Origin of the sequence: Nonomuraea sp. CA-143628 (assembly GCF_050942315.1) — a bacterium.
Lineage (GTDB): Bacteria > Actinomycetota > Actinomycetes > Streptosporangiales > Streptosporangiaceae > Nonomuraea.
Genome location: NZ_CP192072.1, coordinates 9,425,561 through 9,445,017 on the forward strand (window position 1 = coordinate 9,425,561; position 19,457 = coordinate 9,445,017).

The 19,457-nt window shown below is 69.7% G+C and carries 19 protein-coding genes; 7 read left to right on the plus strand and 12 right to left on the minus strand.

Annotated features, from left to right (window positions below; genetic code table 11):
- Positions 1–84 precede the first annotated feature (84 nt).
- Genes ACQP2T_RS42860 through ACQP2T_RS42875 form a run of 4 tightly spaced genes read left to right on the plus strand, consistent with a single transcriptional unit; the run spans position 85 to position 3,438 of the window.
- Positions 85–1,305, plus strand: a complete 1,221-nt coding sequence (locus ACQP2T_RS42860; RefSeq protein WP_433510577.1) for a riboflavin synthase — start codon at positions 85–87, stop codon at positions 1,303–1,305.
- On the plus strand, positions 1,302–2,060 hold the full coding sequence (locus ACQP2T_RS42865) for a class I SAM-dependent methyltransferase (protein ID WP_433510578.1): 759 nt from the start codon (positions 1,302–1,304) through the stop codon (positions 2,058–2,060). The genes ACQP2T_RS42860 and ACQP2T_RS42865 overlap by 4 nt, the downstream gene beginning before the upstream one ends.
- 8 nt (positions 2,061–2,068) lie before the next feature.
- On the plus strand, positions 2,069–2,935 hold the full coding sequence (locus ACQP2T_RS42870) for a class I SAM-dependent methyltransferase (protein WP_433510579.1): 867 nt from the start codon (positions 2,069–2,071) through the stop codon (positions 2,933–2,935).
- Positions 2,936–2,937: 2 nt separating this feature from the next.
- A complete protein-coding gene (locus ACQP2T_RS42875; RefSeq protein ID WP_433510580.1) occupies positions 2,938–3,438 on the plus strand; it encodes a hypothetical protein in 501 nt (166 codons plus the stop codon).
- Here ACQP2T_RS42875 and ACQP2T_RS42880 read toward each other — a convergent pair.
- From ACQP2T_RS42880 to ACQP2T_RS42890, 3 genes are all read right to left on the minus strand, one after another.
- Positions 3,421–3,639 (minus strand): hypothetical protein, encoded by a 219-nt coding sequence (locus ACQP2T_RS42880; protein ID WP_433510581.1) that lies wholly within the window; start codon positions 3,637–3,639, stop codon positions 3,421–3,423. The two genes, ACQP2T_RS42875 and ACQP2T_RS42880, sit on opposite strands and share 18 nt — an antisense overlap.
- A gap of 126 nt (positions 3,640–3,765) precedes the next feature.
- Positions 3,766–4,497: a hypothetical protein gene (locus tag ACQP2T_RS42885; RefSeq protein ID WP_433510582.1), complete on the minus strand. Its 732-nt coding sequence runs from the start codon at positions 4,495–4,497 to the stop codon at positions 3,766–3,768.
- A gap of 75 nt (positions 4,498–4,572) precedes the next feature.
- Complete coding sequence (locus ACQP2T_RS42890) at positions 4,573–5,259, minus strand: hypothetical protein (RefSeq protein WP_433510583.1); 687 nt, start codon at positions 5,257–5,259, stop codon at positions 4,573–4,575.
- Between the two features lie 249 nt (positions 5,260–5,508).
- On the opposite strand from ACQP2T_RS42890, the gene ACQP2T_RS42895 reads away from it, so the two are divergent.
- Complete coding sequence (locus ACQP2T_RS42895; protein WP_433510584.1) at positions 5,509–6,921, plus strand: hypothetical protein; 1,413 nt, start codon at positions 5,509–5,511, stop codon at positions 6,919–6,921.
- A gap of 26 nt (positions 6,922–6,947) precedes the next feature.
- Here the strand turns inward: ACQP2T_RS42895 and ACQP2T_RS42900 are convergent, their stop codons facing one another.
- From ACQP2T_RS42900 to ACQP2T_RS42915, 4 genes are all read right to left on the minus strand, one after another.
- Complete coding sequence (locus ACQP2T_RS42900) at positions 6,948–7,772, minus strand: STAS domain-containing protein (protein ID WP_433510585.1); 825 nt, start codon at positions 7,770–7,772, stop codon at positions 6,948–6,950.
- Positions 7,762–8,631: an MEDS domain-containing protein gene (locus tag ACQP2T_RS42905; RefSeq protein ID WP_433510586.1), complete on the minus strand. Its 870-nt coding sequence runs from the start codon at positions 8,629–8,631 to the stop codon at positions 7,762–7,764. The genes ACQP2T_RS42900 and ACQP2T_RS42905 overlap by 11 nt, the downstream gene beginning before the upstream one ends.
- 327 nt (positions 8,632–8,958) lie before the next feature.
- Positions 8,959–9,480, minus strand: coding sequence for an NUDIX hydrolase (locus ACQP2T_RS42910; RefSeq protein ID WP_433510587.1), 522 nt, complete (start codon positions 9,478–9,480; stop codon positions 8,959–8,961).
- Between the two features lie 40 nt (positions 9,481–9,520).
- Entirely contained in the window at positions 9,521–10,867 is a 1,347-nt protein-coding gene (locus ACQP2T_RS42915; protein WP_433510588.1) for a transcriptional regulator, read from the minus strand.
- A 182-nt stretch (positions 10,868–11,049) separates the two neighbouring features.
- On the opposite strand from ACQP2T_RS42915, the gene ACQP2T_RS42920 reads away from it, so the two are divergent.
- Positions 11,050–11,322, plus strand: coding sequence for a hypothetical protein (locus ACQP2T_RS42920; protein WP_433510589.1), 273 nt, complete (start codon positions 11,050–11,052; stop codon positions 11,320–11,322).
- Positions 11,323–11,780: 458 nt separating this feature from the next.
- Here the strand turns inward: ACQP2T_RS42920 and ACQP2T_RS42925 are convergent, their stop codons facing one another.
- Entirely contained in the window at positions 11,781–14,396 is a 2,616-nt protein-coding gene (locus ACQP2T_RS42925; protein ID WP_433510590.1) for a glycoside hydrolase family 6 protein, read from the minus strand.
- Between the two features lie 231 nt (positions 14,397–14,627).
- Here ACQP2T_RS42925 and ACQP2T_RS42930 point away from each other — a divergent pair, with 231 nt between their 5' ends.
- Positions 14,628–15,545: an LLM class F420-dependent oxidoreductase gene (locus tag ACQP2T_RS42930; protein WP_433510591.1), complete on the plus strand. Its 918-nt coding sequence runs from the start codon at positions 14,628–14,630 to the stop codon at positions 15,543–15,545.
- Between the two features lie 91 nt (positions 15,546–15,636).
- Here the strand turns inward: ACQP2T_RS42930 and ACQP2T_RS42935 are convergent, their stop codons facing one another.
- From ACQP2T_RS42935 to ACQP2T_RS42950, 4 genes are read right to left on the minus strand one after another with little or no spacing between them, the layout of a single operon-like run.
- On the minus strand, positions 15,637–16,533 hold the full coding sequence (locus ACQP2T_RS42935) for an ABC transporter ATP-binding protein (protein ID WP_433510592.1): 897 nt from the start codon (positions 16,531–16,533) through the stop codon (positions 15,637–15,639).
- On the minus strand, positions 16,530–17,579 hold the full coding sequence (locus tag ACQP2T_RS42940) for an ABC transporter ATP-binding protein (protein ID WP_433510593.1): 1,050 nt from the start codon (positions 17,577–17,579) through the stop codon (positions 16,530–16,532). Before ACQP2T_RS42940 ends, ACQP2T_RS42935 begins: the two co-directional genes overlap by 4 nt.
- Complete coding sequence (locus tag ACQP2T_RS42945; RefSeq protein ID WP_433510594.1) at positions 17,576–18,445, minus strand: ABC transporter permease; 870 nt, start codon at positions 18,443–18,445, stop codon at positions 17,576–17,578. The genes ACQP2T_RS42940 and ACQP2T_RS42945 overlap by 4 nt, the downstream gene beginning before the upstream one ends.
- 4 nt (positions 18,446–18,449) lie before the next feature.
- Positions 18,450–19,436: an ABC transporter permease gene (locus ACQP2T_RS42950; RefSeq protein ID WP_358173603.1), complete on the minus strand. Its 987-nt coding sequence runs from the start codon at positions 19,434–19,436 to the stop codon at positions 18,450–18,452.
- Between the last annotated feature and the right edge of the window lie 21 nt (positions 19,437–19,457).

Below are 19,457 nucleotides of genomic sequence, written 5' to 3' on the forward strand. Positions count from 1 at the left end.
CCCGCCACCTCTCGGGCCCTGCTCACGGCCCCTGATTCTTCATGCGGCGAGGACCGTCCTCCCGCTGTCGAGAGGTGGTGTCAGATGTTCACCGGGCACATCCAGGAAGTCGGCACGGTGGTGGCCGTCGACCAAGCGCGGATCGCGGTCAGAGCGCCCAAGGCCGCCGCGAGCGCGCTGGATGCGATCTGCCTGAACGGCGTCGGGCTGATGATCGTCCAGACCGAGCACGAGACGGACGTCCTGGAAGCCAGGCTTACGGCCGAGACCCGCCGCAGATCGACCCTCGACCAGATCCAACCCGGCACGCGGGTCAACGTGGAGGCGCCCTTGGCCCTGGGCGACCCGCTGGGTGGCCACCTGGTCCAGGGCGCCGTGGATGCCGTGGGCAAGGTCGTGAGAGCCGACGACGAGGGAAATGCACGGCGGCTGTGGATCAAGCCGCCGGAGCGGTTCCTCCCGCTGGTCGTCCCGAAAGGGCAGATCGCGGTCGACGGCGTCAGCCTGACCGTCGCCGAGGTGTCCCGCGACCGGTTCTCGGTGGCGCTGATCCCCGCGACGTTGCAGGCCACTGCGCTGGCGGAGCTGTCGGCCGGTGACCGCGTGAACCTGGAGTCCGACCTGCTCACCCGTCTGGTGCGGCGTTGGCCGGCCGACCCGGGGCGGGCGGTGAGCGAGGTGGTCGCGGCGCTGCCATGGGCGGGACGGGTCTCGGGCGGGCAAGGCATACAGAAAGCGCTGGCGCAGCTCGCGTCCGGAGGGGCAGTGGTGATCTGGGATCCCGACCGCGAAGGCGAGGGCGATGTGGTGTTCGCGGGGGCGCGGTTGCGGCCGGAGGCATTCACCTTCCTGCTCACCCAGGTCTGCGGCCATCCGACCGTGCCGTGCGCGCCCGAGGTCCTCGACCGTCTGGAGATCGGGCCCATCCCCGGGCCAGGTGATCGGCACGGCACCCGGCCGCACGTCCCGGTGGATCTGGCCGCCGGGACCGGCACCGGGGTGTCGGCGGCCGAGCGCGCCGCGACCGTACGCCGCCTGGCCCACCCGGAGTCCAGATCGTCCGACTTCCTCCGGCCCGGACATGTCTTCCCGCTGGCGGCACGCCCTGGAGGTCTCGCCGAGCGCCCCGGTCATACCGAGGCCACCGTCGCCCTGTGCGTGGCGGCCGGGCTGCCACCCGTCGGGGTGTGCTGTGAGGTCATGAACCCCGACGGGACCATGGCGAAGGCCGCCGAGTTGGAGGTCGCGGCGCTGCGCTGGGGTCTGCCGCTGCTCGACGTGGACGACCTGAGGAAGCACCTGTGATCACGGCGGGCCGCGATCTCTACGACGATCCCCACTTCTTCGAGGGCTACCGCCGGCTCAAGGATTCCGGTGCCGGGATCAACGAGGCCGTCGAGATCCCGCCCATGAGCCGGATGCTCCCTCCCCTGGCGGGCGCCGCCGTCGTCGATTTGGGCTGCGGTGCGGGCGCGCTCGCCCGTCGGCTGGCCGACGCGGGAGCGGCGAACGTGGTGGCGGTGGACTCCTCCCAGCAGATGCTGGCGCTGGCCGCCCCACATCCGCGGGTCCGCTACCTGCGCGCCGACCTGGACGAGCTTACGCTGCCCGCCCGTTCCCGCCGACCTGGTCGCCAGCAGCCTGGCGCTGCACTACGTCGCCGACTACCCGGGGCTGGTCCGGCGCGTCACGCACTGGCTGCGGCCGGGTGGACGGTTCGTCCTCTCGATCGAACACCCCATCTGCACGGCCGCCGATCCGATGACCGGATGGCGGAGAACCGGAGAGGGCACGGTATGGGCGGTCGGCGACTAGCCGCGGAAGGGCCTCGGACCCAGAACTGGATCATCGAGGGTGTGGAGAAACACCACAGGCAGGTGGCCACGCTGATCGGCGGCCTGCTCTCCGCCGGCCTAGAGCTGACCGGTATCGACGAACCCGTTCCCGGCCCCGCCACTCTCCAGCGCCATCCTCACCTCGCCGAACATCTCAGACGTCCGCCGCTGCTGGTGCTGGGGACTCGCCGCGGGCACGTCGATCCCGCCAGCAGAGAGGAGTGACGAGTGTCGTGAACGCCAACCCATACGAGACGATCGGCTTTGGCTACTCCCGCCACCGGCGCCCCGACCCCCGTATCGCCGACCAGATCAACCAGGCCCTGGGCTCCGCCACAACGGTGATCAATGTAGGCGCCGGGACCGGCTCCTACGAGCCCCGCGGCAGGCAGGTCACCGCCGTGGAGCCGTCCACGGTGATGATGCGCCAGCGTCCCCCCGGCTCAGCGCCGGTCATCCAGGGATACGCCGAGTCCCTCCCGTTCCCTGGCAAGTCGTTCGACGCCGCGATGGCCATCCTCACCGTCCACCACTGGACCGACGCGGCCGCCGGCCTCGCCGAGCTGCGCCGGGTGTCCGGCCGGCAGGTCGTCCTCACCTGGGACCCAGCCGTCACCGCACGATTCTGGCTGGTCGAGGAATACCTCCCGCAGATCGCCGAAACCGATGCCGGACTCGCCTCTCTCGACATTGTCCAGACCTGGTTCCGGCGCGACGGCGCACGGGTGAGCGTCGTCCCCGTGCCGGTGGCCGCCGACTGCACCGACGGATTCCTGGGCGCGTACTGGCGACGCCCGCACTGCTACCTCAACACCCGAGTTCGCGCCGGCATCTCCGCGCTGGCGAACCTCGACCAGCACCTTGTCGAGCGCGCGATGCGACGCCTCGAGATCGACCTCGCCACCCGACGCTGGCATGAACGCCACCAGAATCTCCTCGACACCGGCACCCTCGACCTCGGCTACCGCCTCGTCACGGCGAACCCACCCACCCGCGCCGATCAGCCGGACGCGAGCAGCACCGTTGCCGTGTGGAGGGCCGCTGCGCAAGCGGACTTGCCGGACTGGACAGCCGACCACATCGACGGGAACGAGGAATAGCCGTGCCGATCATCGACGCCTGGGCGCAACACCCGACCCAGCGCTTCCTCCAGGACGACATGTTCGATTCGCTGCGCCGCTGGCGCGGCACGTCGATCCCGGCCGAGCAACCGCCGGTCTCGGCCACGCTCGCCGCCATGGACGCAGCCGGCGTCGACCTCGCCCTGATCAGCGCCTGGTACGGCCCGCAAGGCGCGTTGATCTCCAACGACGAGGTGGCCGCCTTCGTCGCCGAGGTGCAGCCCGCAGAGCTCGCCGACCCGGAAGCCTCCATCGGCCAGCCGGTCCCGTGCCGCCGGCCGCGCCTCCACCAGGCGTTGGCGGGTTCCCTCGGGAAGGAGCTTCGGAGGGCGCAGCCGCACTGTCTTGGACGGCGTGAGCGGGTTGGCCGGCATCGTCGTCAGTGCCGGTCCGCCATGGCCGGCCGAACGGGCCTGCGTACTCGGCGCCGAGAGCCCCCATGTACCGCTGCAGGTCCCGCAGCGTCACCGTCTCCAGAGTGAGCCCACGAACTCCAGCCACCGCAGGTGATCGACCAGCAGGTAGGCGTAGACGCGGTCGGTGCCGCCCTCGCGGGTGCGCAGGAACCCATCCGCCGCCCGGTGCACCTCTCCGCCCGGCAGGACGACGGTGTACGTTCGCCGACCGTCGCCTCGTACTACTTGCCGAACCCGGACATCCCCGATGACCAGCCGACCAGCCATGCGTCCCCCGACGTGCTGCTGACGTCCCGAACATTCCGTCCGAAACCCAACAGTCCGCCCTTTCAAACAGGGCCAGGTCGTCTTCGATCGTGATCGTTCCGGCGAACCTCCTCAGGTCGCCGGACGTCAGAACATCACGGCGCGCCGGGCGATCACGAGCCACACCGCGAGCGTCGGGCCGAGCACCGCCATCAGCACGTACAGGTTGAAGCGTTCCTCGTTGTCGTCGTTGACAGCCTTTTCCCGGTGCCACGCGTACGCCGTGAACCCGGTCGAAAAGCTGGCGATCAGGAGCGCCACGACCGTGAACCAGAGGCTGACGGTCAGCTGCGCGCGCCCCATGGGGGTCGTGTAGTCCTTGGCCAGGTCGTCATATGCGAAGATCCCGCCGAGGGCGGAGAGGCCCAAGAAGCCCCCGATCACCAGGGACGCCGGCGCGATGTAGGCCCGCAGGTCAGGGACGAAAACGCGCGCGGCATCCTCGGACGGGGCGTCCGGTGGCGGAGCAGCGGGGCGGGATTCCGCCTGCGGATCCGGGCGCGGGTGGGGCTGCGGATCGAGGCGCCGATGGGCGTCTTGTTCGTGGCGCTGACGGGCCTCTTGTTCATGGCGCTGACGGGGCTCTGCGATCGGTGGCTCGGTGGGGGCGTCGTGGGGTGGCTGTGCGGAGCCGGGGGAAGCCGTCGGCTCGGTGCGCGTGGCAGCCGCAGGCGACGTTGGACGCGGCGCGTTCTCGGCCCCGCGTGTCCGCCAGGGTGCCGCCTGATTCCGGGAAAGGCGCACCTGCTGCCAGGCGAGGTAGATCTGTGGAACGCCGATCGCGATCGAGACGACCAGACTGATGATGCCTAAATCCACCGCTCCAGCTTGCCGCCCATGCTCATGGACTCGCAAGAGAGGGCGGTTCGGCAACTCAGCCGGCGTAGAAGCGAGTCACCTGCTGTGGGATTGGATGGGCAGGGGACTTCGAGTCCAGCGCGGGTCGACGGCGTAGTTCTCGATCGTCGACATAGCGACCAGGAATTGGTTCTTGCGGCGGATCTTTTGCCAATCGGCGAGCCATGGCTTCCCCTCGACGACCCAGTGATAAGGGTCGTCGATGCCAGAGTCGGGATCCATGATGATGGCGCCTGGCTTCAGCGTTTCGAGATCCCGCTGTGGTGTCGCGGAGGTGGCGAATTCGATCTCAACGGCGCTGCACTCCAAACCCGGCAGGTCGCCGGCGTCATAGGTGCGCGCGAGGTCTCCCGGGGCCGGTTTCCCGCGCAGTTTTCGCCAGTCGTCCCTGTTCATGGAGGTGTATTCGCACTTGGGGAACCGGTCGAGGAAGCCGTTCACCTCTCCATCCCAGACATACGCCCGTTGCTGGATGATGCTGCAGATCGACAGGAAGTCCTCGGTGTTCTTCGCGTCGTCGTTGCCTCGCCTGCATCGGTCGATGGTCAGACGGCTTATCTCCTTGGTCACGCCGGCGGTGCGTCTGGCTTGGTCGAGCCGGGCCACGACAGTACGCCGGACGGCATCCCTGCGCTTGGCCACGTTCCCATCGGACGGATCGATAGTGCGCGATTGTAAGTAGCCGCAGGCCGAGAGTCCCTCGATGGCCAATGTCGCCGTCACGAGCGCTATCACGATACGCCTGGACCTTCGAGACAGGAGCCGAGCCACCGAGGTTCCTTTCGGACGGAGGTATCTCCCGCCACATCGCCAATGACTGGACGCAGCCTGCTGAACCTCTCCAGCTGCCCCGCCACGGCGCTGATCATTTCAAATGGTGATCAACATAACAAGATCGGCAGCCGACTGCCGACCTCGCGACAAAGGCCGTTAGGCTGCTCCGGCCCCCTACACAGAGCGCGGAAAGCCCCGATGCGCGTAATGAAGTTCTTCTGGTCGGCAGCGGTGGCGCTGTCGCTGTGGAAACTGCTGGTCGAGCCGCTGCTCACTGAAACAGTGATGGTCACCTGCAGCAGCGCCGGACCGATGGACTGGCCCCAGCCCGTTCCGGTGGCCCAGGTGGCCAGTTTCCTCGGTGACTGGGCCGTCTGGCTCCAGCCCGTACTGCTGGGTCTGACCGCGTGCTGGGCGATCCGGTCGCGGCCCCAGGGCGGTCCCGACGCGGGCCGGGGCGGTTCCTTGCTCCCCGTCACGCTGGGACTGCTGGTCGCTCTGCTCCCCGCCGCGCTGGACGAGGCCGAGGACCGGCTGTCTCCCGACCTGCCCTTCGCCTGGCAGGAGTGCCTGCATGCGCAGATAACGCCGCCGTCCTTCGTGGCCGCACGCCTGACCCTGGCCTGGCTGCTCTCCCCCGCGGCCATGGTCCTGCTGGCCGGGATCGCGGGCGCGGGCATTCGGCCGCGTCTGACCGAGTTGCGCGCCGCCGGGCTGGGGGTGGCGGCCGTCGTACTGGCCGTGTTCCTGCCCGCCGCGCTGATCGGGCTGCCGGTCAACGCCGACGGCACTCCGCGGTACGCGGTGGCCGGCGTGGGCCGGCCGTACGTGCTCGACCTGAAGACCGGTGAGCCGGTGAGCCTGCTGCCGCAGGCGACGCCCACCTACGCTCAGTACGATCTCGTCGTCCGCGACACCGAACCCGGCCACTACGTGGCGGCGCTCACCAGCCTGTCCGGCCGCTACTCCCGTCTCTACCGGCTGTCCATGGGCGACGACGGCCGGATCACGGTCGGCGAGCGGCTCACCCCCACCCTCGAAGGCATGATCAACGGTCTGGCCGTCTCCGCCGAAGGCCGCATCGCCTACGGCCGGATGACGGACAAAGCCAGCTTCGCGGGCACTCTGGAACGCGAATGGCCGGTCAGCGGCTACGGTCTCCAGTGGCTGGACGCCCGGATCCTCGTCCTCCCCGATCACAGCGTCCCGGCCGGCGCCGTGGCCACCCTCGACGTGGGCACGGGCACGATCGGGGAGGTCGCCGCGCCGGCCGAGCACGAGAACACCCGTCCGCTCCTTCCCCTGCCGGGCGGGCGGCAACTGCGCGCGCTCGGCTGGCCGACCCGCACGCTCGTCCTGCATGAGGGGACGCGGCTGGTCAGGAAGGTCCTGGCGTTGGACTGCGGCCACATCCAATCGCTGGCGCTCGACCCGACCGGCCGCTACGTGCTGGTCGGTGTCGACCGGCAGGCCGACGAGATGGACCGGTCGCCTCTGGCCGGACTGCCTCCGTGTGGCGGCGTACGCTCGCAGCTGCTGCGCCTCGACCTCGAAACCGGTCGTACCCAGGTGGTGCCCGACGAGCAGGACCCCTCGGTCCAGGCATGGTGACAACGGAAACCGTTGCGGTCACCGCTCTAGTGGCTGGTGTCGTCGTAGGTGAAGGAGATGAATCCGAGGGAGTCAAGGCGTCCCCGGTGCTCCGTCGAGAGCCCGGCCAGGGCCATGGTCGCGCCCCGCGCGGCGGCGACGTGCTCCTGTGAGGTGACGAGGGCGGTGATGCCGGTGGAGTCCCAGAACGTCATGCCGCTCAGGTCCAGGACCAGCCGGAGCGGCTTGGTCGTCGAGATCAGGTCCTCGACGGTGGCGATGACGTCCGGAGCCGTCCGCTGGTCGAGGTCGCCGACCAGGCTAAGTGTGGTGCGGCCGTTCTGGGCGTGGCGGGTCAGCTTGAAGGCCGGGCGGAGCGGGCTGGGCAGCGCGAAACCCACGGTGACGACGGTGCCACTGGGGCCATGGCTCACGGTGTGGCAGTCGCTGAGGAAGCGGGCCATCCACAGCCCGTGCCCGAACTGGTACGGCCATCCAGGAGTCCCCTGCTCCGGGTGGGCGGCGCCGCTGTCGATGACCTCGCAGCACAGCATGCCGTCCGTGACCTCCAGGCGTACCCATCCGTTCCCGGAGCCGTGCAGGATGACATTGCTGGCCAGCTCGTGCCCGATGAGGACCATGTCCGAGGTTCGGCCCTCGGGCAGCCCCGCCTGGCTCGCGTGCGCCTCCAGTGTCGCCCGTAGCGCGTAGAGCGAGTCGCGGTCGAAGGGCTGGTCCAGGAGTACGGCCGACTCGACCGGCCCCGCTGAATGCCGCTGATCCTCCAGATCCCGCTGGCTCTCCAGACGCCGCTGATCCTCCAGCTCGCCGGAGGACGACGCCGGAGGGTCAGGTGGCCGGTTACCCGTCATGAGTGGCCACCAAGCTGAGTCCGGGCACCGCGGAAGCGCCGAGCAGGGCGAACCGCGGGTGGATGGCAGGGCTGCAGCGCAGTGTCGCTTTGCGAGGCGCGGGCAGGCTGTGAACGGCGTCAATGATCATACGAGCGCTGGCCAGGTCGATGAAGGAGAGTTCGGCCATGTTAACGGTGATGTCGTCATCGACCCGGATGGTCTCGCTCAAGGCCAGCCGGAGCGCGTCTTCGGCCGACCGGTCGAGCTGCCCGGCCAGCCGTATGCCCGGCGGGGCGTACTGACGGCAGATGCGCAGCAGCGCGTCGTGGTGATAGGTGGCCGCGGCGACCGTGTGGGTGTGATAGCCCGAGACCGAGGCGAGGGTGACCGGGTCGAAGCGTTCGCGGTCATACTGGCACAGGACCGCCGCGCCGCCGCCCGCCAGCGTCGCCGCGATCTCCTCCTCGAAGGCCGGCAACTGCTCGATGCCGCTCACCGGCGTTAAGGCCCAGCTCATGTCGAGCGCCACCCGCAGTCCGGGGTAACCCTCGCGCGCCGTGCGTACCATCTGATCGCGCAGCCACCGCGTGGCGTGCTCCGCGGTGAACGCCTGCCCGTCCAGCAGCCCGTCCTTGCAGGTCATGACCATCATTCGCCCAGCCGTCGTCGCCTCCCGCGCGACCACTCCCCGCCGGCCCAGCTCCGCCAGACTGCGCGCCGGCTCCTCTGCCAGCCAGACGACGCGCTGTCCCTCGGCCAGTCCGTCCCGTACGAAGGCGGTGGTGAGGTCGAGCAACTCCTCATGCTCCCCGAACGTCAGGCAGGCATGATCGTTGATGGTCAGATCCGTGATCTGCGTTTCAGCACCGACCGTCACCCATGCCACCTTCCCGATCGCGGCCACCTCCCGGAGCACGCATCGTTGCGGAACTTAGAGTAGTGACCAGCAGACCGTAAGGCATTCGGGGTGCCGCCCGTAACTCTTCCCCGCCCCACCTGCCCGATGAGCGCCCTCATAATCCGTGAATCGCGGATTCAGACGCCACCCCCGTACCACTCTGACGTGCTGTTTCTCGGCTCAGGCCGCCGCCCTGCAGCGAGTCTATGACCCCTGTGTGACGCGCCAGTCTCTGGCGTCCATACAGAGCACCAGAGGACACGAAGCGGCGAAAGCCGCTGACACCACCACAGCGGCCGCGTGCCGCTACATCCCCGTTACGTAGAGCAGAGCGTTCATGCTGGTTCCGCTGACGATGTCGCGCTTGTCGATCAGACGGCGGATGTCCGTAAGGGGGACCCACTCGATGCGTTCCGCCTCCCATGCTTCGGTGGGCGGCCCGATGTGCTGGGCGCTGTCGGCGCGGAAGATGTGGTGCTCGGAGTCGGAGATGCCGTTGGTGGGCTGGGTGTAGAGCAGTGGCGACAAGGGGCCGGGGCGCCAGCCGGTCTCTTCTTCGACCTCGCGGGCGGCGGCAACGATCGGCTCCTCGCCCTCCTCGATCTTGCCGATCGGGATTTCCCAACCCCAGGTGTCGGTGATGAAGCGGTGCCGCCAGATGAGCAGTACACGGTTCTGCTCGTCGGTGACGACAGCACCCGCTCCGGGCGCGGTACGAAGGAGCCGGTGATCGAGATGTCTTCCGTCCGGAAGCTCCACGTCGGCCACCCGAACGTCAAGCCAGCGGTCGGTATAGAGCGGTTCTTCCGAGTGGACCTGCCAGCGCATGCGGCTGCTCCCCTGGGTGGACGCCTGGACCGACACCACGCTACAAGGGGATGCCCGCCTGCCGCCTCGCGCGGGCGACAAACGCCTTGACCGGTTGCGTGTCGTAGGCGCTCAGGGCTGTCGTCACCGATTGGATGCGCTCGGCAAGGCGCTCGGACTCCATGCCTTCGGTGCAGTCGAGCATGCTTTCCGCGGTGGAGGCAGCCTGTTCCAGCTCTCCGCGTTCGGCCAGGATCAAGGCGAGAGTCGCCTGCCGGTGAGCTTGCCCCCGCAGATGGCACGTGCCGGCCAAACGCAGAGCTTCCTCTGCGTACGCCTGGGCAGGCGTCAGGTCGCCGAGACGTCGCAGGGTCTCGGCGTGCTGGCACTCAAGCAGACCCGGTTGTACGTAGCCGGTTTCCGGGGGCTCCTCTCCTTGCCGGATCTGTCCCGCCGTGGCCTCCGACAGGCGCATGTGCGCATGGCAGCTCGCCCGATCGCCAAGACGTGCGTACGCCTTGGCCTGGAGGATGTGGAGGTCTGTCGAGAGGGCGGGACTCAGGTGACCTCGTGCTCCCCGTAGCGCTGTCTCGCAGTACTGAATGACGCGCCGGTACTTCGCCTGCGCCATCGCCTGGTTCGCCAGCAACGCGATCACGTAACCGCCGAAGGCCGGGTTGCTCGACGCCTTGGCCATCCTGAGCGCGTGAAACAGGTAGCGCTGCGACAGCGCCTGCCTGTCGGAGTCGTACGCGCAGATGCCCGCGAGCGCGACCAGCCCACCAGCGACCCGGAACAGTCGCCTGCCGATCTCGTCGTCATGGCTACCTCTGAGCAACGGCGTCACGCCGGTGTTGAGGAAGGCCACGAGGCGCGGCCGTACCGGGACGCCGCCTACCCTGCGGTACATCTGCTCATAGCGCCCACGCGCGTCCTTGAGCACCTGGACGTCGTCCATCGACACTGCGCGCGGACCTCGCCGCGAGACATCGATCTCGTACGGCGGGTTCTCCCACTCGAAGACCGGTGCGATGGCGGCTGAGCCCTCGATCAGCGACGCGCCTACGGGGAAGACCTTGTTCCCCAGGTCCCCTCGCCACAGAGCGACGGCCTGGTCAACAGCTTTGGGCAGCCCCATTTCACAGTCGTCACCGGCCGTTCTCGCCATTCCGATATCTGACAGTGCGAGGACCCGCCCGACCTTGGGACCGATGATCTCGCAGATGATCTCCGGAACGTCGCCCCTCGGGATGGCGTTGTCTCTGACCCATCGGGCTACGGCCGTGTGGTCGTAGCGCGTAGGGCGACGGGCGGTCGCGGTGGCCTTGTTGATCCGTGCGGCCAGTCCCGCGTGCGAGATGCCCGCCTCCTCAAGCAAGGCATCCAACAGGATGTTCGGCTCACTCACTTCGGCCCCTCCATCAAGCGTCCATATCCGGAGTGTAAGCAGATAATCACAGAACGAATATGCAGGTTGACAGGCGAGCGCATCACAGCTTCATCGCATTCACACAGGGTGTGAACCGACTCCCACCACCCGTCTCGATCACGCGCTTATGAGGGCGATCCCGCGCCGAGTCCACTGGCTCCATGACCCGAAACCAACCAGAAATTACTCCCCCACCTCACCCCTTGCACGCCGCCCGTGACATAGGCCAAGCCCTTGTCGCACTCGGCGTCCCTGCTGACATCCACGATGGATACGGGCTGGCCCTCGTGTCGGTCTGGGTGGGCCTGGTGGTCTGGTGCGATGGCGACCGCTACTGGTGGCGTACCGGCTGGGACCCGCACCGCAAACGGGTCATCTACGCCTACCACCCCGCGCTCACCGTGCCAGGCTCATCGGGCGTAGCGGCACAGTGATCAGCATCCTCACCCACGGAACCAACGCCTTGATCCGACTTGACGGGGATCACTTCGACCTGCCCGTCGGCATTCGCCGCTGGCCTGTCCATTGGGATGACCTCACCATCGAGCCCGTTGCCGATGCGGGAACAGCACCCCCGCGCGAGTACCGGACGGGCGTCTCCGGAAGCAGGCCCGCCGTACTACATGCCGTGCTCCCCGGCACATCCACCGGCCTGTGCGCGGAGCCGGTCAAGCCCTCTGCCGATCTGCGGCTGGTCTCTGCCGTTCGCCCCGACCTCTCGCCGCGCCTGCGTCCGATGCGTGGCGTCGCTGGTGTCTTCGTCTTCACCGGCCGCCATTCGGTGATCAACTGGACGTCAGCAGGGCGTGCTCCGAGTCGGGTGCGGCACGAATATCTGCCTTCCTCCAGTTCAAAGCAACACATTTGCTGTTGGGCGGTAGAGCGGCCGCCGCTATGGGGCACCGGTCGGCAGCGGCGGAACCGCGTTCCGTGCCCGCTCAAGGGCCTGGTCGGGCCACCACTGGCCGGCGGCCGGGGTGACGATGCCGTACGCCGGGTCCGCCGGTCCACCGGTGCCCCGCGTGCACTGGCCGTTGGAGAACCCCGGGCTGTTGAGCCACAGCGACGCGTCGGCCAGCGGGGTGCCGGTGTCGGCGGTCGGGCGGGCGCCCGCGCCCCTGCCCGGAGGGTTGCACCATTCGTCCGGTGCCGGGAACCGGCCGGCCGGCGGCTGCCACTCGCCCGTACCGTTGCGGCTCGTGTCGACGACGAAGTGCGGCAGGCCGGGCGTGTCGTCCGGCACGGCGGCGAGGGCCGCGTCGGCGCACGGGGCCGTCCGCGACGCCGCCCTCAGGTAGACGCACTTGGACAGCTTCGCGGCGTACGCGAGTGACCGGGCGGTCGGGCGGTAACCGACCGCGTTGACGTAGAAGCCGTCGGCGCGGACCGCCCCCGCGTTGACCAGCCGGTCGGCGATCTGCGTGAACGCCGGCCACCCCGCCAGCCCACCGTCGAGGTAGACGGCGGTGCCGGCCAGGCCGGTGAGGGTCTCCACAGCGTAGGAGAGGTCGGCGTACCGCTGGACGGCGGCGGCCTCCCCGCCCTGCGGGCACTCCGGGCTGCCGGGCAGCCGGGCCAGGGCGCTGGGCTCCAGGGCGACGACGGCGGACCGGTTTCCGATGCCCTCGGCAACGGCGTCGATCCAGGTGCGGTAGGTGCCGGTGTTCGGGGCGCCGCCGTTCCAGCAATCACGTCCCGGGATGTTGTTGGTGACGAACACCGGGACGGTCCGCTGCCGGTCCGCCTCAGTGACCGTTTCGCGGACCGTACGGGAGATGTCGGCGGGCGAGCCGCCGCTGAGCCAGATGGCCTGGGGGACCTCCGACAGGGCCCGCATCAGGGCGGCGTCGGCCGTTCTGCCCTGTGCCGACCAGGTCCGCGCCTGGCGGGCCGCGTCGGTGTCCGGTTGGACGTAGAAGCGGACGTCGGCGACGCGAAGGGGGTTCTCGCCGGGGAGTTTCCGCCACCGCGTGGCCGCGTCCTGCGCCACGGCGGGGTTTCCGGCGGGTCGCGCGGACAAGCCGGGGAGCAGCGGGTCTCCTGGGGTGATCGCCAGGGAGGTGAAGACGGCACCCGCCGTCACCAGGGCGAGGGCGCCGCCGCCCCACACCCACCGTCGTCTCGACACCCGCCGTCGCGATGTGGCCCTGCGGCGGTGTTGCCGATCCTTGCCCGCCCCGGCGGCGACGCCACCGCCGCCTGGCTCTGGGGTCGTCGGCTGGCTCCTGGAATCGTCGCCCGGCGGCTCGGCCCCCAACGCTCCCGGTGCTGCGCGCGGCAACTCACCCCCGAACGCTCCCGGTGTTGCGCGGGGCAACTCACCCCCGAACGCTCCCGGTGCCGCGCGCGGGGACTCGGTCCCCCGCGCTCCGATCGACCCGCCCGGCGACGTGGGGTCGAGTGCGCCGGCCGGGGTCTCACCTACGGGGGCAGGTGGCCGTGCGCCGACACGGGGCTCGGTCGCGAGCGCGTCCGCCGGAGCCGGAGCCGGAGCCGGAGCGGCGTCGGGCGGGCCGACGGTGGGCGGGCCGACGGTGGGCGAGGCAGTGGTAGGTGAGGCAGTGGTGGTCGGGGCGGCGGCAGAAGCGGTAGCAGGCGGAGCGGCGGGCGGAGCGGCAGCGGACGGAGCAGCCGCAGGCGAGGCGGCGGTGGGCGGGAGGCGTCTCGTCGGGCCCTCACCGAACGCGTCCACGAGCTCCGCCGCCGTCGGCCGCGCCGCCGGGTCCTTGCTCAGCGCCCTCGGCACCAGCTCCCCGAGAACCCCCTCCAGCTTGGGGAGTACGGGATCGTCGTGGACCACCCGATAGAGCACCTCGTGCCCCGCCCCGTAGCCGAACGGCGGCTGCCCGCAGGCCGCGAAGACCACGACCCCGCCCCAGGCGAAGACGTCGGAGGCCGTCGCGAGCGGCAGCCCCCGTACCTGCTCCGGAGACATGTACGCCGGCGTGCCCATCCTGGTGACGGAGAGCGTGGTGGAGTCGGCCGCGAAGGCGAGGCCGAAGTCGATGACCTTCGGCCCCGCAGGGGACAGCAGCACGTTGGACGGTTTGAGGTCCCGGTGAACGACGCCCGCCGCGTGGATCGCCCCCAGCGCGACCGCCATGCTCATGGCGAGCCCTTCGAGCTCCGAGCCCACCATCGGGCCCCATTCCCTGACCGCGCTGTACAGCGTCGGCCCCGGCACGTACTCGGTCACCACATAGGCCAGGTCGCCGTCCAGATCGGCCTCAAGGACGGGAGCCGTGGAGAAGCGGGCGACCCGCTGCGCGGTGGCGACCTCGCGGCGGAAGCGCCGGCGGAACTCCGGGTCGCCGGCGAGGTGCCGGTGAATGACCTTGATCGCCACCAGTGTCCGCGTCCCGCCTGTCCGCGCCCCGCCCTCTGCGAGGTAGACCACGCCCATCCCGCCCGCGCCGAGCCGGCGGATGATGCGATGGCCGCCGACCCGCCGGGGGTCACCGCCGGTCGTCCCGTTCACCGCGTCGCCGTGCTTGGTGCCGTGTGCCATCGCCTGCCCATCTAGAAGAAGGACGCATAGGCGCCAGGTCCTGCTGACGCCTGCACGCAACAGGACTTTCCGCTCCAGACAGTCGTCAGAAGGTACGGCTCCCACGGCACCCGGGTTCAGGCACACTGCGGACCGCCGGAATACGGCAACGCGTGAATCGGGCATTAACCTGCCCCGATGATCCTTTACATATCGTGAGATCCACGGTGACAACGAGGCGGGGGAGTTGTGATGCCCGATACGACGATTGATGTCGCGGCGCTGAAGCGGCGCATGGGCCGGGTAGGGGTCTGGAACAGCACGCTGGGCGGCGAGTCGGCCTCGTTCGAGCGGGACGCGGCTGCCGAGATCGAGAGCCTGGGCTACGGGACCCTGTGGGTGGGTGAGGGGCCGAAGGCCAAGGAGGCGCTGGTCCATTCGGCGATCCTGCTGGGCGGCACGCGGCAGATGATGATCGCCACTGGCATCGCCAACATCTGGGCCCGGGACGCCACCGCCATCGCGACCGGGGCCAACGCCCTCGCGGAGGCGTACGATGGCCGGTTCGTGCTCGGCCTCGGCGTGAGCCACGCGCCTTTGGTGTCGGCGCGAGGCCACGACTACAGCAAGCCTGTGTCGGCGATGCGCGCGTACCTCGATGCCATGGACGCGTCGGAGTACGGCGGCCCCCTGCCGGAGCCGGCGCCGCGCCTGCTGGCCGCGCTTCGGCCGAAGATGCTGGACCTGGCCGCGAAGCGCGCCCAGGGCGCACACCCCTATTTCGTCACCCCGGAGCACACCGCGCGCGCCCGCGCGGTCCTCGGCCCCGATCCGGTCCTGGCGCCGGAGCAGACGGTCGTGCTCGACGCCGACCCGGAGCGGGCCAGGCGGACCGCCCGTCGTTTCATGGCGCTCTACCTCGCGCTGCCCAACTACGCCAACAACCTGCGCGAGCTGGGCTGGGACGACAAGGACCTGGCCGACGGCGGCAGCGACGCCCTGGTCGACGCCATCGTGGCCTGGGGCGACCCGGAGACGATCATCGGGCGGGTACGGGCCCACCTCGACGCCGGGGCGGACCACGTCTGCATCCAGCCGCTCGCCGAGACCGCCGGCGACATGCTGGAACACCTGCGCATCCTTGCCCGAAGCGACATCGTCTCAAGCTGACGCCTCACGGAGCGAGCTCGCCGTCGGACGCCGCGGGCTCGTCGTCCCCCACGACACCTCACGCCGCGGGCTCGTCGTCCCCCACGACACCTCACGCCGCGGGCTCGCCCTCCCCCAGGACGCATCGGACGCGGTGCTCCTCGCCGTAGGTGGGGATCTGGCCGGCGCACGCGTCGGCGGCGTACGGGCAGCGGTTGCGGAACAGGCACCCATCGGCGACGGGCGGGCCGCTTCTGCGCTCCTGCCGGGCGGGCCGCCCGTCCTCGTGCGCCGCCCAGGGGTCGGGGGCGGCCTCGGCCAGCAGCCGGGTGTACGGGTGCCGCGGCGCGAGGATGACGTCGTCGGCCGGGCCGCGCTCGACGATCTGCCCCCGGTACATGACCATGATGTCGCGAGCGAAGTAGCGCGCGGTGGCCAGGTCGTGCGTGACATAGAGGACGGCCAGCTCCTCCTCCCTCTTGAGCCGGTCGATCAGGTTGAGGATCTCCAGCCTGATCGACACGTCCAGCATCGAGACCGGCTCGTCGGCCAGCAGCACCTTGGGGCGCGGTGCCAGCGCGCGGGCGATGGCCACCCGCTGCCGCTGGCCGCCGGACAGCTCGTGCGGATACCTGCGGGCGTAGGCGGTGGGCAGGTTGACCCGCTCCAGCAGCTCTTCGGCCGTGCCCGGTGTCTTGTGGATCTCCAGGGGGCGGCGCAGGTGGTAGCCGATCGTGTGGGCCGGGTTGAGCGACGCGAACGGGTCCTGGAAGACCATCTGTACGTCTTTGCGGTAGTTCGAGGTCTCCAACCGGATCTCGCCCGAGGTGGGCTTGGCGAGTCTGGCCAGCATGCGGGCGATCGTGGACTTACCGCTGCCGCTCTCCCCCACCAGCGCGGTGGTCTCGCCGGAGCGCAGCTCGAAGGAGACGTCGTCGACCGCCCGAAGACGCTCCTTCCTGGACAGCTTGAAGGTCTTGCTCAGGCGGCTGACCGTCATCGTCGTCATGAGGTCACCTCGTGCTCAGAGTGGTTGACTTGCTCGAACTGGCGCTCCCGCAGGCGCCGGTCGGGGCGGGCGGGGTGCAGCCTGCGGTCGTACTGCAGGCAGGCGACCAGCGAGTCCTGGATCGAGTCCAGCTCGGGCTCGTGGGTGTGGCAGCCCTCGAACGCGTACGGGCAGCGGGGCGTGAACGAGCAGCCCGTCAGCTCCTTCGACAGGTCGGGCGGGCTGCCGGGGATGCCGTGCAGCGCCTGCCGTTCGCCGCGCAGGCTGGGGAAGGAGTTGAGCAGGCCGACCGTGTACGGGTGGCGGGGCTGGAGGAGGGTGTCCTTGCTGGTGCCGTACTCGACGATGCGGCCGCCGTACATGATCGCGAGATGGTCGCTGATCTCCAGCAGCAGCGACAGGTCATGCGTGATGAAGACGACGGCGAAGCCGAACATCTCCCGCAGCCGGTCGATCTCCTCCAGGATGTCGCGCTGCACCACCACGTCCAGCGCCGTCGTGGGCTCGTCCAGGACGACCACGTCGGGGTTGAGCGCCATGGCCATCGCGATCAGCACCCGCTGGCGCATGCCGCCCGACAGTTCGTGCGGGTAGGCGCCGATGCGTCCCGGGTCGATGCCGACCAGCTCCAGGAGCTCGCGGGAGCGCTCCTCCCGCTCGCGCCTGGACATCGACGGCTCGTGGGTGGTGAACACGTCGTGGAGCTGGCGCCGGACGCTGAGCACGGGATTGAGCGCGTTCATGGCGCTTTGGAAGACCATGGCCACCCGCCGCCACCGGAAGCGCCGCAGCTCCTCGCCCTCCAGGGCCAGCACGTCGATGGGGTCGCCGTCCTTGGGGTGGAAGACGACCTCGCCGGAGGTGGTCCGGCCGGGTGGCTGCAGCAGCCGGTTGATCGCGTACGCCAGGGTCGACTTGCCGCAGCCGCTCTCGCCCGCGATGCCGAGGACCTGACCGCGGCCCAGCTCGAAGCTCACGCCGCGGACCGCGCGGGTCTGCCCGTAGGCCACACTCAGATCGCGTACGGACAGGACGGTGTCGTTCATGCGGCCGCCTTTCGCAGTCGCGGGTTCATCAGCTCGTCGATGCTGAAGTTGATCAGTGAGAGCCCGGTGCCGAGCGCGGCGATGAACACCCCCGGCGGTACGAACCACCACCAGGCACCCATGGAGAGCGCGGAGCCGTTCTGGGCGAAGTAGAGCATGCCGCCCCAGGAGGTGACCGCGCCGCCGCCGAGGCCGAGCGCGGACAGTCCCGACTCGGTGAGAATGGCGCCGATGATCGCCCAGACGAAGCCGGAGGCGATGACGGGGACGAGGTTCGGCAGGATCTGGAAGACCATGATCCGCCAGCCGGGCTCGCCGCTCACCCTGGCCGCGTCCACGTAGTCGCGGTTGCGCAGCGACATGACCTGGGAGCGGATGACCCGCGCGGGGCCCGCCCAGCTGATCATCGAGATGATCATGGCGTAGGTGAAGGGGCCGCTGTCCTCGACGTAGTCGGCGACCAGGATCAGCAGCGGCAGCGTGGGGATGACCAGGGCGACGTTGCTGAGCAGGGAGAACGCCTCGTCCACCCAGCCGCCGAAATATCCGCCGACGACGCCGATGAGCAGCGAGCCCACCGTGCCCAGCACCCCGGCGATCACGCCGATCAGCATCGACCCGCGCGTGGCGTGCATCAGCTGGGCCAGCACGCTCTGCCCGGTGTCGGTCGAGCCGAGCCAGTGCTCCGCCGACGGTGGTTCGAGCCGGCCGGCCACCAGGGCCTCGGGGTCGCCGGCCAGGATGGGGCCGGCGATGGCGAGCAGGGCGAAGAAGCCGACGATCACCAGTCCGGCGACGAGCTTGCCCGATCTGGGCAGGCCGAGCACCCGGTCCCGGGGAGCGGCCAGGGTCACAACAGCGGTCACTGCCTCAGCCCGCCTTCCGCACTCGGGGGTCGATCAGCCCGTACAGCAGGTCGACCAGGAGGTTGGCGGCCAGCACGGCCACCGAGATGATCAGGAAGAGGCCCTGCATGAGCGGATAGTCGGCGCTGCCGACGGCCTGCAGCAGCGCGAACCCCACGCCCGGGTAGGAGAAGACGACCTCGGTGGCGACCTGGCCGCCGACGAAGAAGCCGAGCGTGATCGCGAACCCGGTCACGCTGGGCAGGACGGCGTTGCGGGCCGCGTACGCGACCATCACCCGGCGCGGCCGTAACCCCTTGGCCTGCGCCATGACCACGTAGTCCTCGGCCATGGTCGAGACCATCATGTTGCGCATCCCGAGCAGCCAGCCCGCGATGCCGGAGATCACCAGCGTGAGCGCGGGCAACGCGCCGTGGTAGAGCACACTGCCGATGAAGTCGCCGGTGAAGCCCATGCGTACGTGGGCGTAGTCGTAGGCGCCGTTCAGCGGGAACCAGCCGAGCCCGGCCCCGAGGAAGAACAGCAAGAGCAGGGCCAGCCAGAAGTACGGGATCGCGGCCAGGAACGTCGTGGTCGGGATCAGCCCGTCCAGCCAGCTCCCCCGCCGCCACCCGGCCACCATGCCCAGGCCGACGCCGAGCCCGACCGTGATCAGCAGCGCTATCGAGACCAGCCCGAGCGTCCAGGGCATCGCCTGGCCGATCACGGTGCCCACCGGGGCGGGGTAGTAGGTGACGGAGGTGCCCAGGTTCCCGGTGGCCAGCTGGCGGAGGTAGGCGAAGTACTGGACCCACAGCGGGTCGTCGCTCACCCCGAACATGACCTCCAGGGTCTTGCGGAACTCCGGCGGCGGGGGCTGCCTGCTCTGGAAGCGCGACAGGATGATGTCGACCGGGTTGCCCCTGATCAGGCGCGGGATGAGGAAGTTGATCGTGAGTGCGGCCCACAGCGCCACCGCGTAGAAGCCGAGCTTGCGCCAAAGGTATGCCATGTGATTCTCCCCGGGCGACCG

Coding starts and splice junctions, on each gene's coding strand:
- ACQP2T_RS42940 (WP_433510593.1), bottom strand. CDS start 17,579: ATGAACGACACCGTCCTGTCCGTACGCGATCTGAGTGTGGCCTACGGG.
- ACQP2T_RS42950 (WP_358173603.1), bottom strand. CDS start 19,436: ATGGCATACCTTTGGCGCAAGCTCGGCTTCTACGCGGTGGCGCTGTGG.
- ACQP2T_RS42910 (WP_433510587.1), bottom strand. CDS start 9,480: ATGCGCTGGCAGGTCCACTCGGAAGAACCGCTCTATACCGACCGCTGG.
- ACQP2T_RS42895 (WP_433510584.1), top strand. CDS start 5,509: ATGCGCGTAATGAAGTTCTTCTGGTCGGCAGCGGTGGCGCTGTCGCTG.
- ACQP2T_RS42860 (WP_433510577.1), top strand. CDS start 85: ATGTTCACCGGGCACATCCAGGAAGTCGGCACGGTGGTGGCCGTCGAC.
- ACQP2T_RS42925 (WP_433510590.1), bottom strand. CDS start 14,396: ATGGCACACGGCACCAAGCACGGCGACGCGGTGAACGGGACGACCGGC.
- ACQP2T_RS42920 (WP_433510589.1), top strand. CDS start 11,050: ATGACCCGAAACCAACCAGAAATTACTCCCCCACCTCACCCCTTGCAC.
- ACQP2T_RS42880 (WP_433510581.1), bottom strand. CDS start 3,639: ATGGCTGGTCGGCTGGTCATCGGGGATGTCCGGGTTCGGCAAGTAGTA.
- ACQP2T_RS42935 (WP_433510592.1), bottom strand. CDS start 16,533: ATGACGACGATGACGGTCAGCCGCCTGAGCAAGACCTTCAAGCTGTCC.
- ACQP2T_RS42900 (WP_433510585.1), bottom strand. CDS start 7,772: ATGACGGGTAACCGGCCACCTGACCCTCCGGCGTCGTCCTCCGGCGAG.
- ACQP2T_RS42930 (WP_433510591.1), top strand. CDS start 14,628: ATGCCCGATACGACGATTGATGTCGCGGCGCTGAAGCGGCGCATGGGC.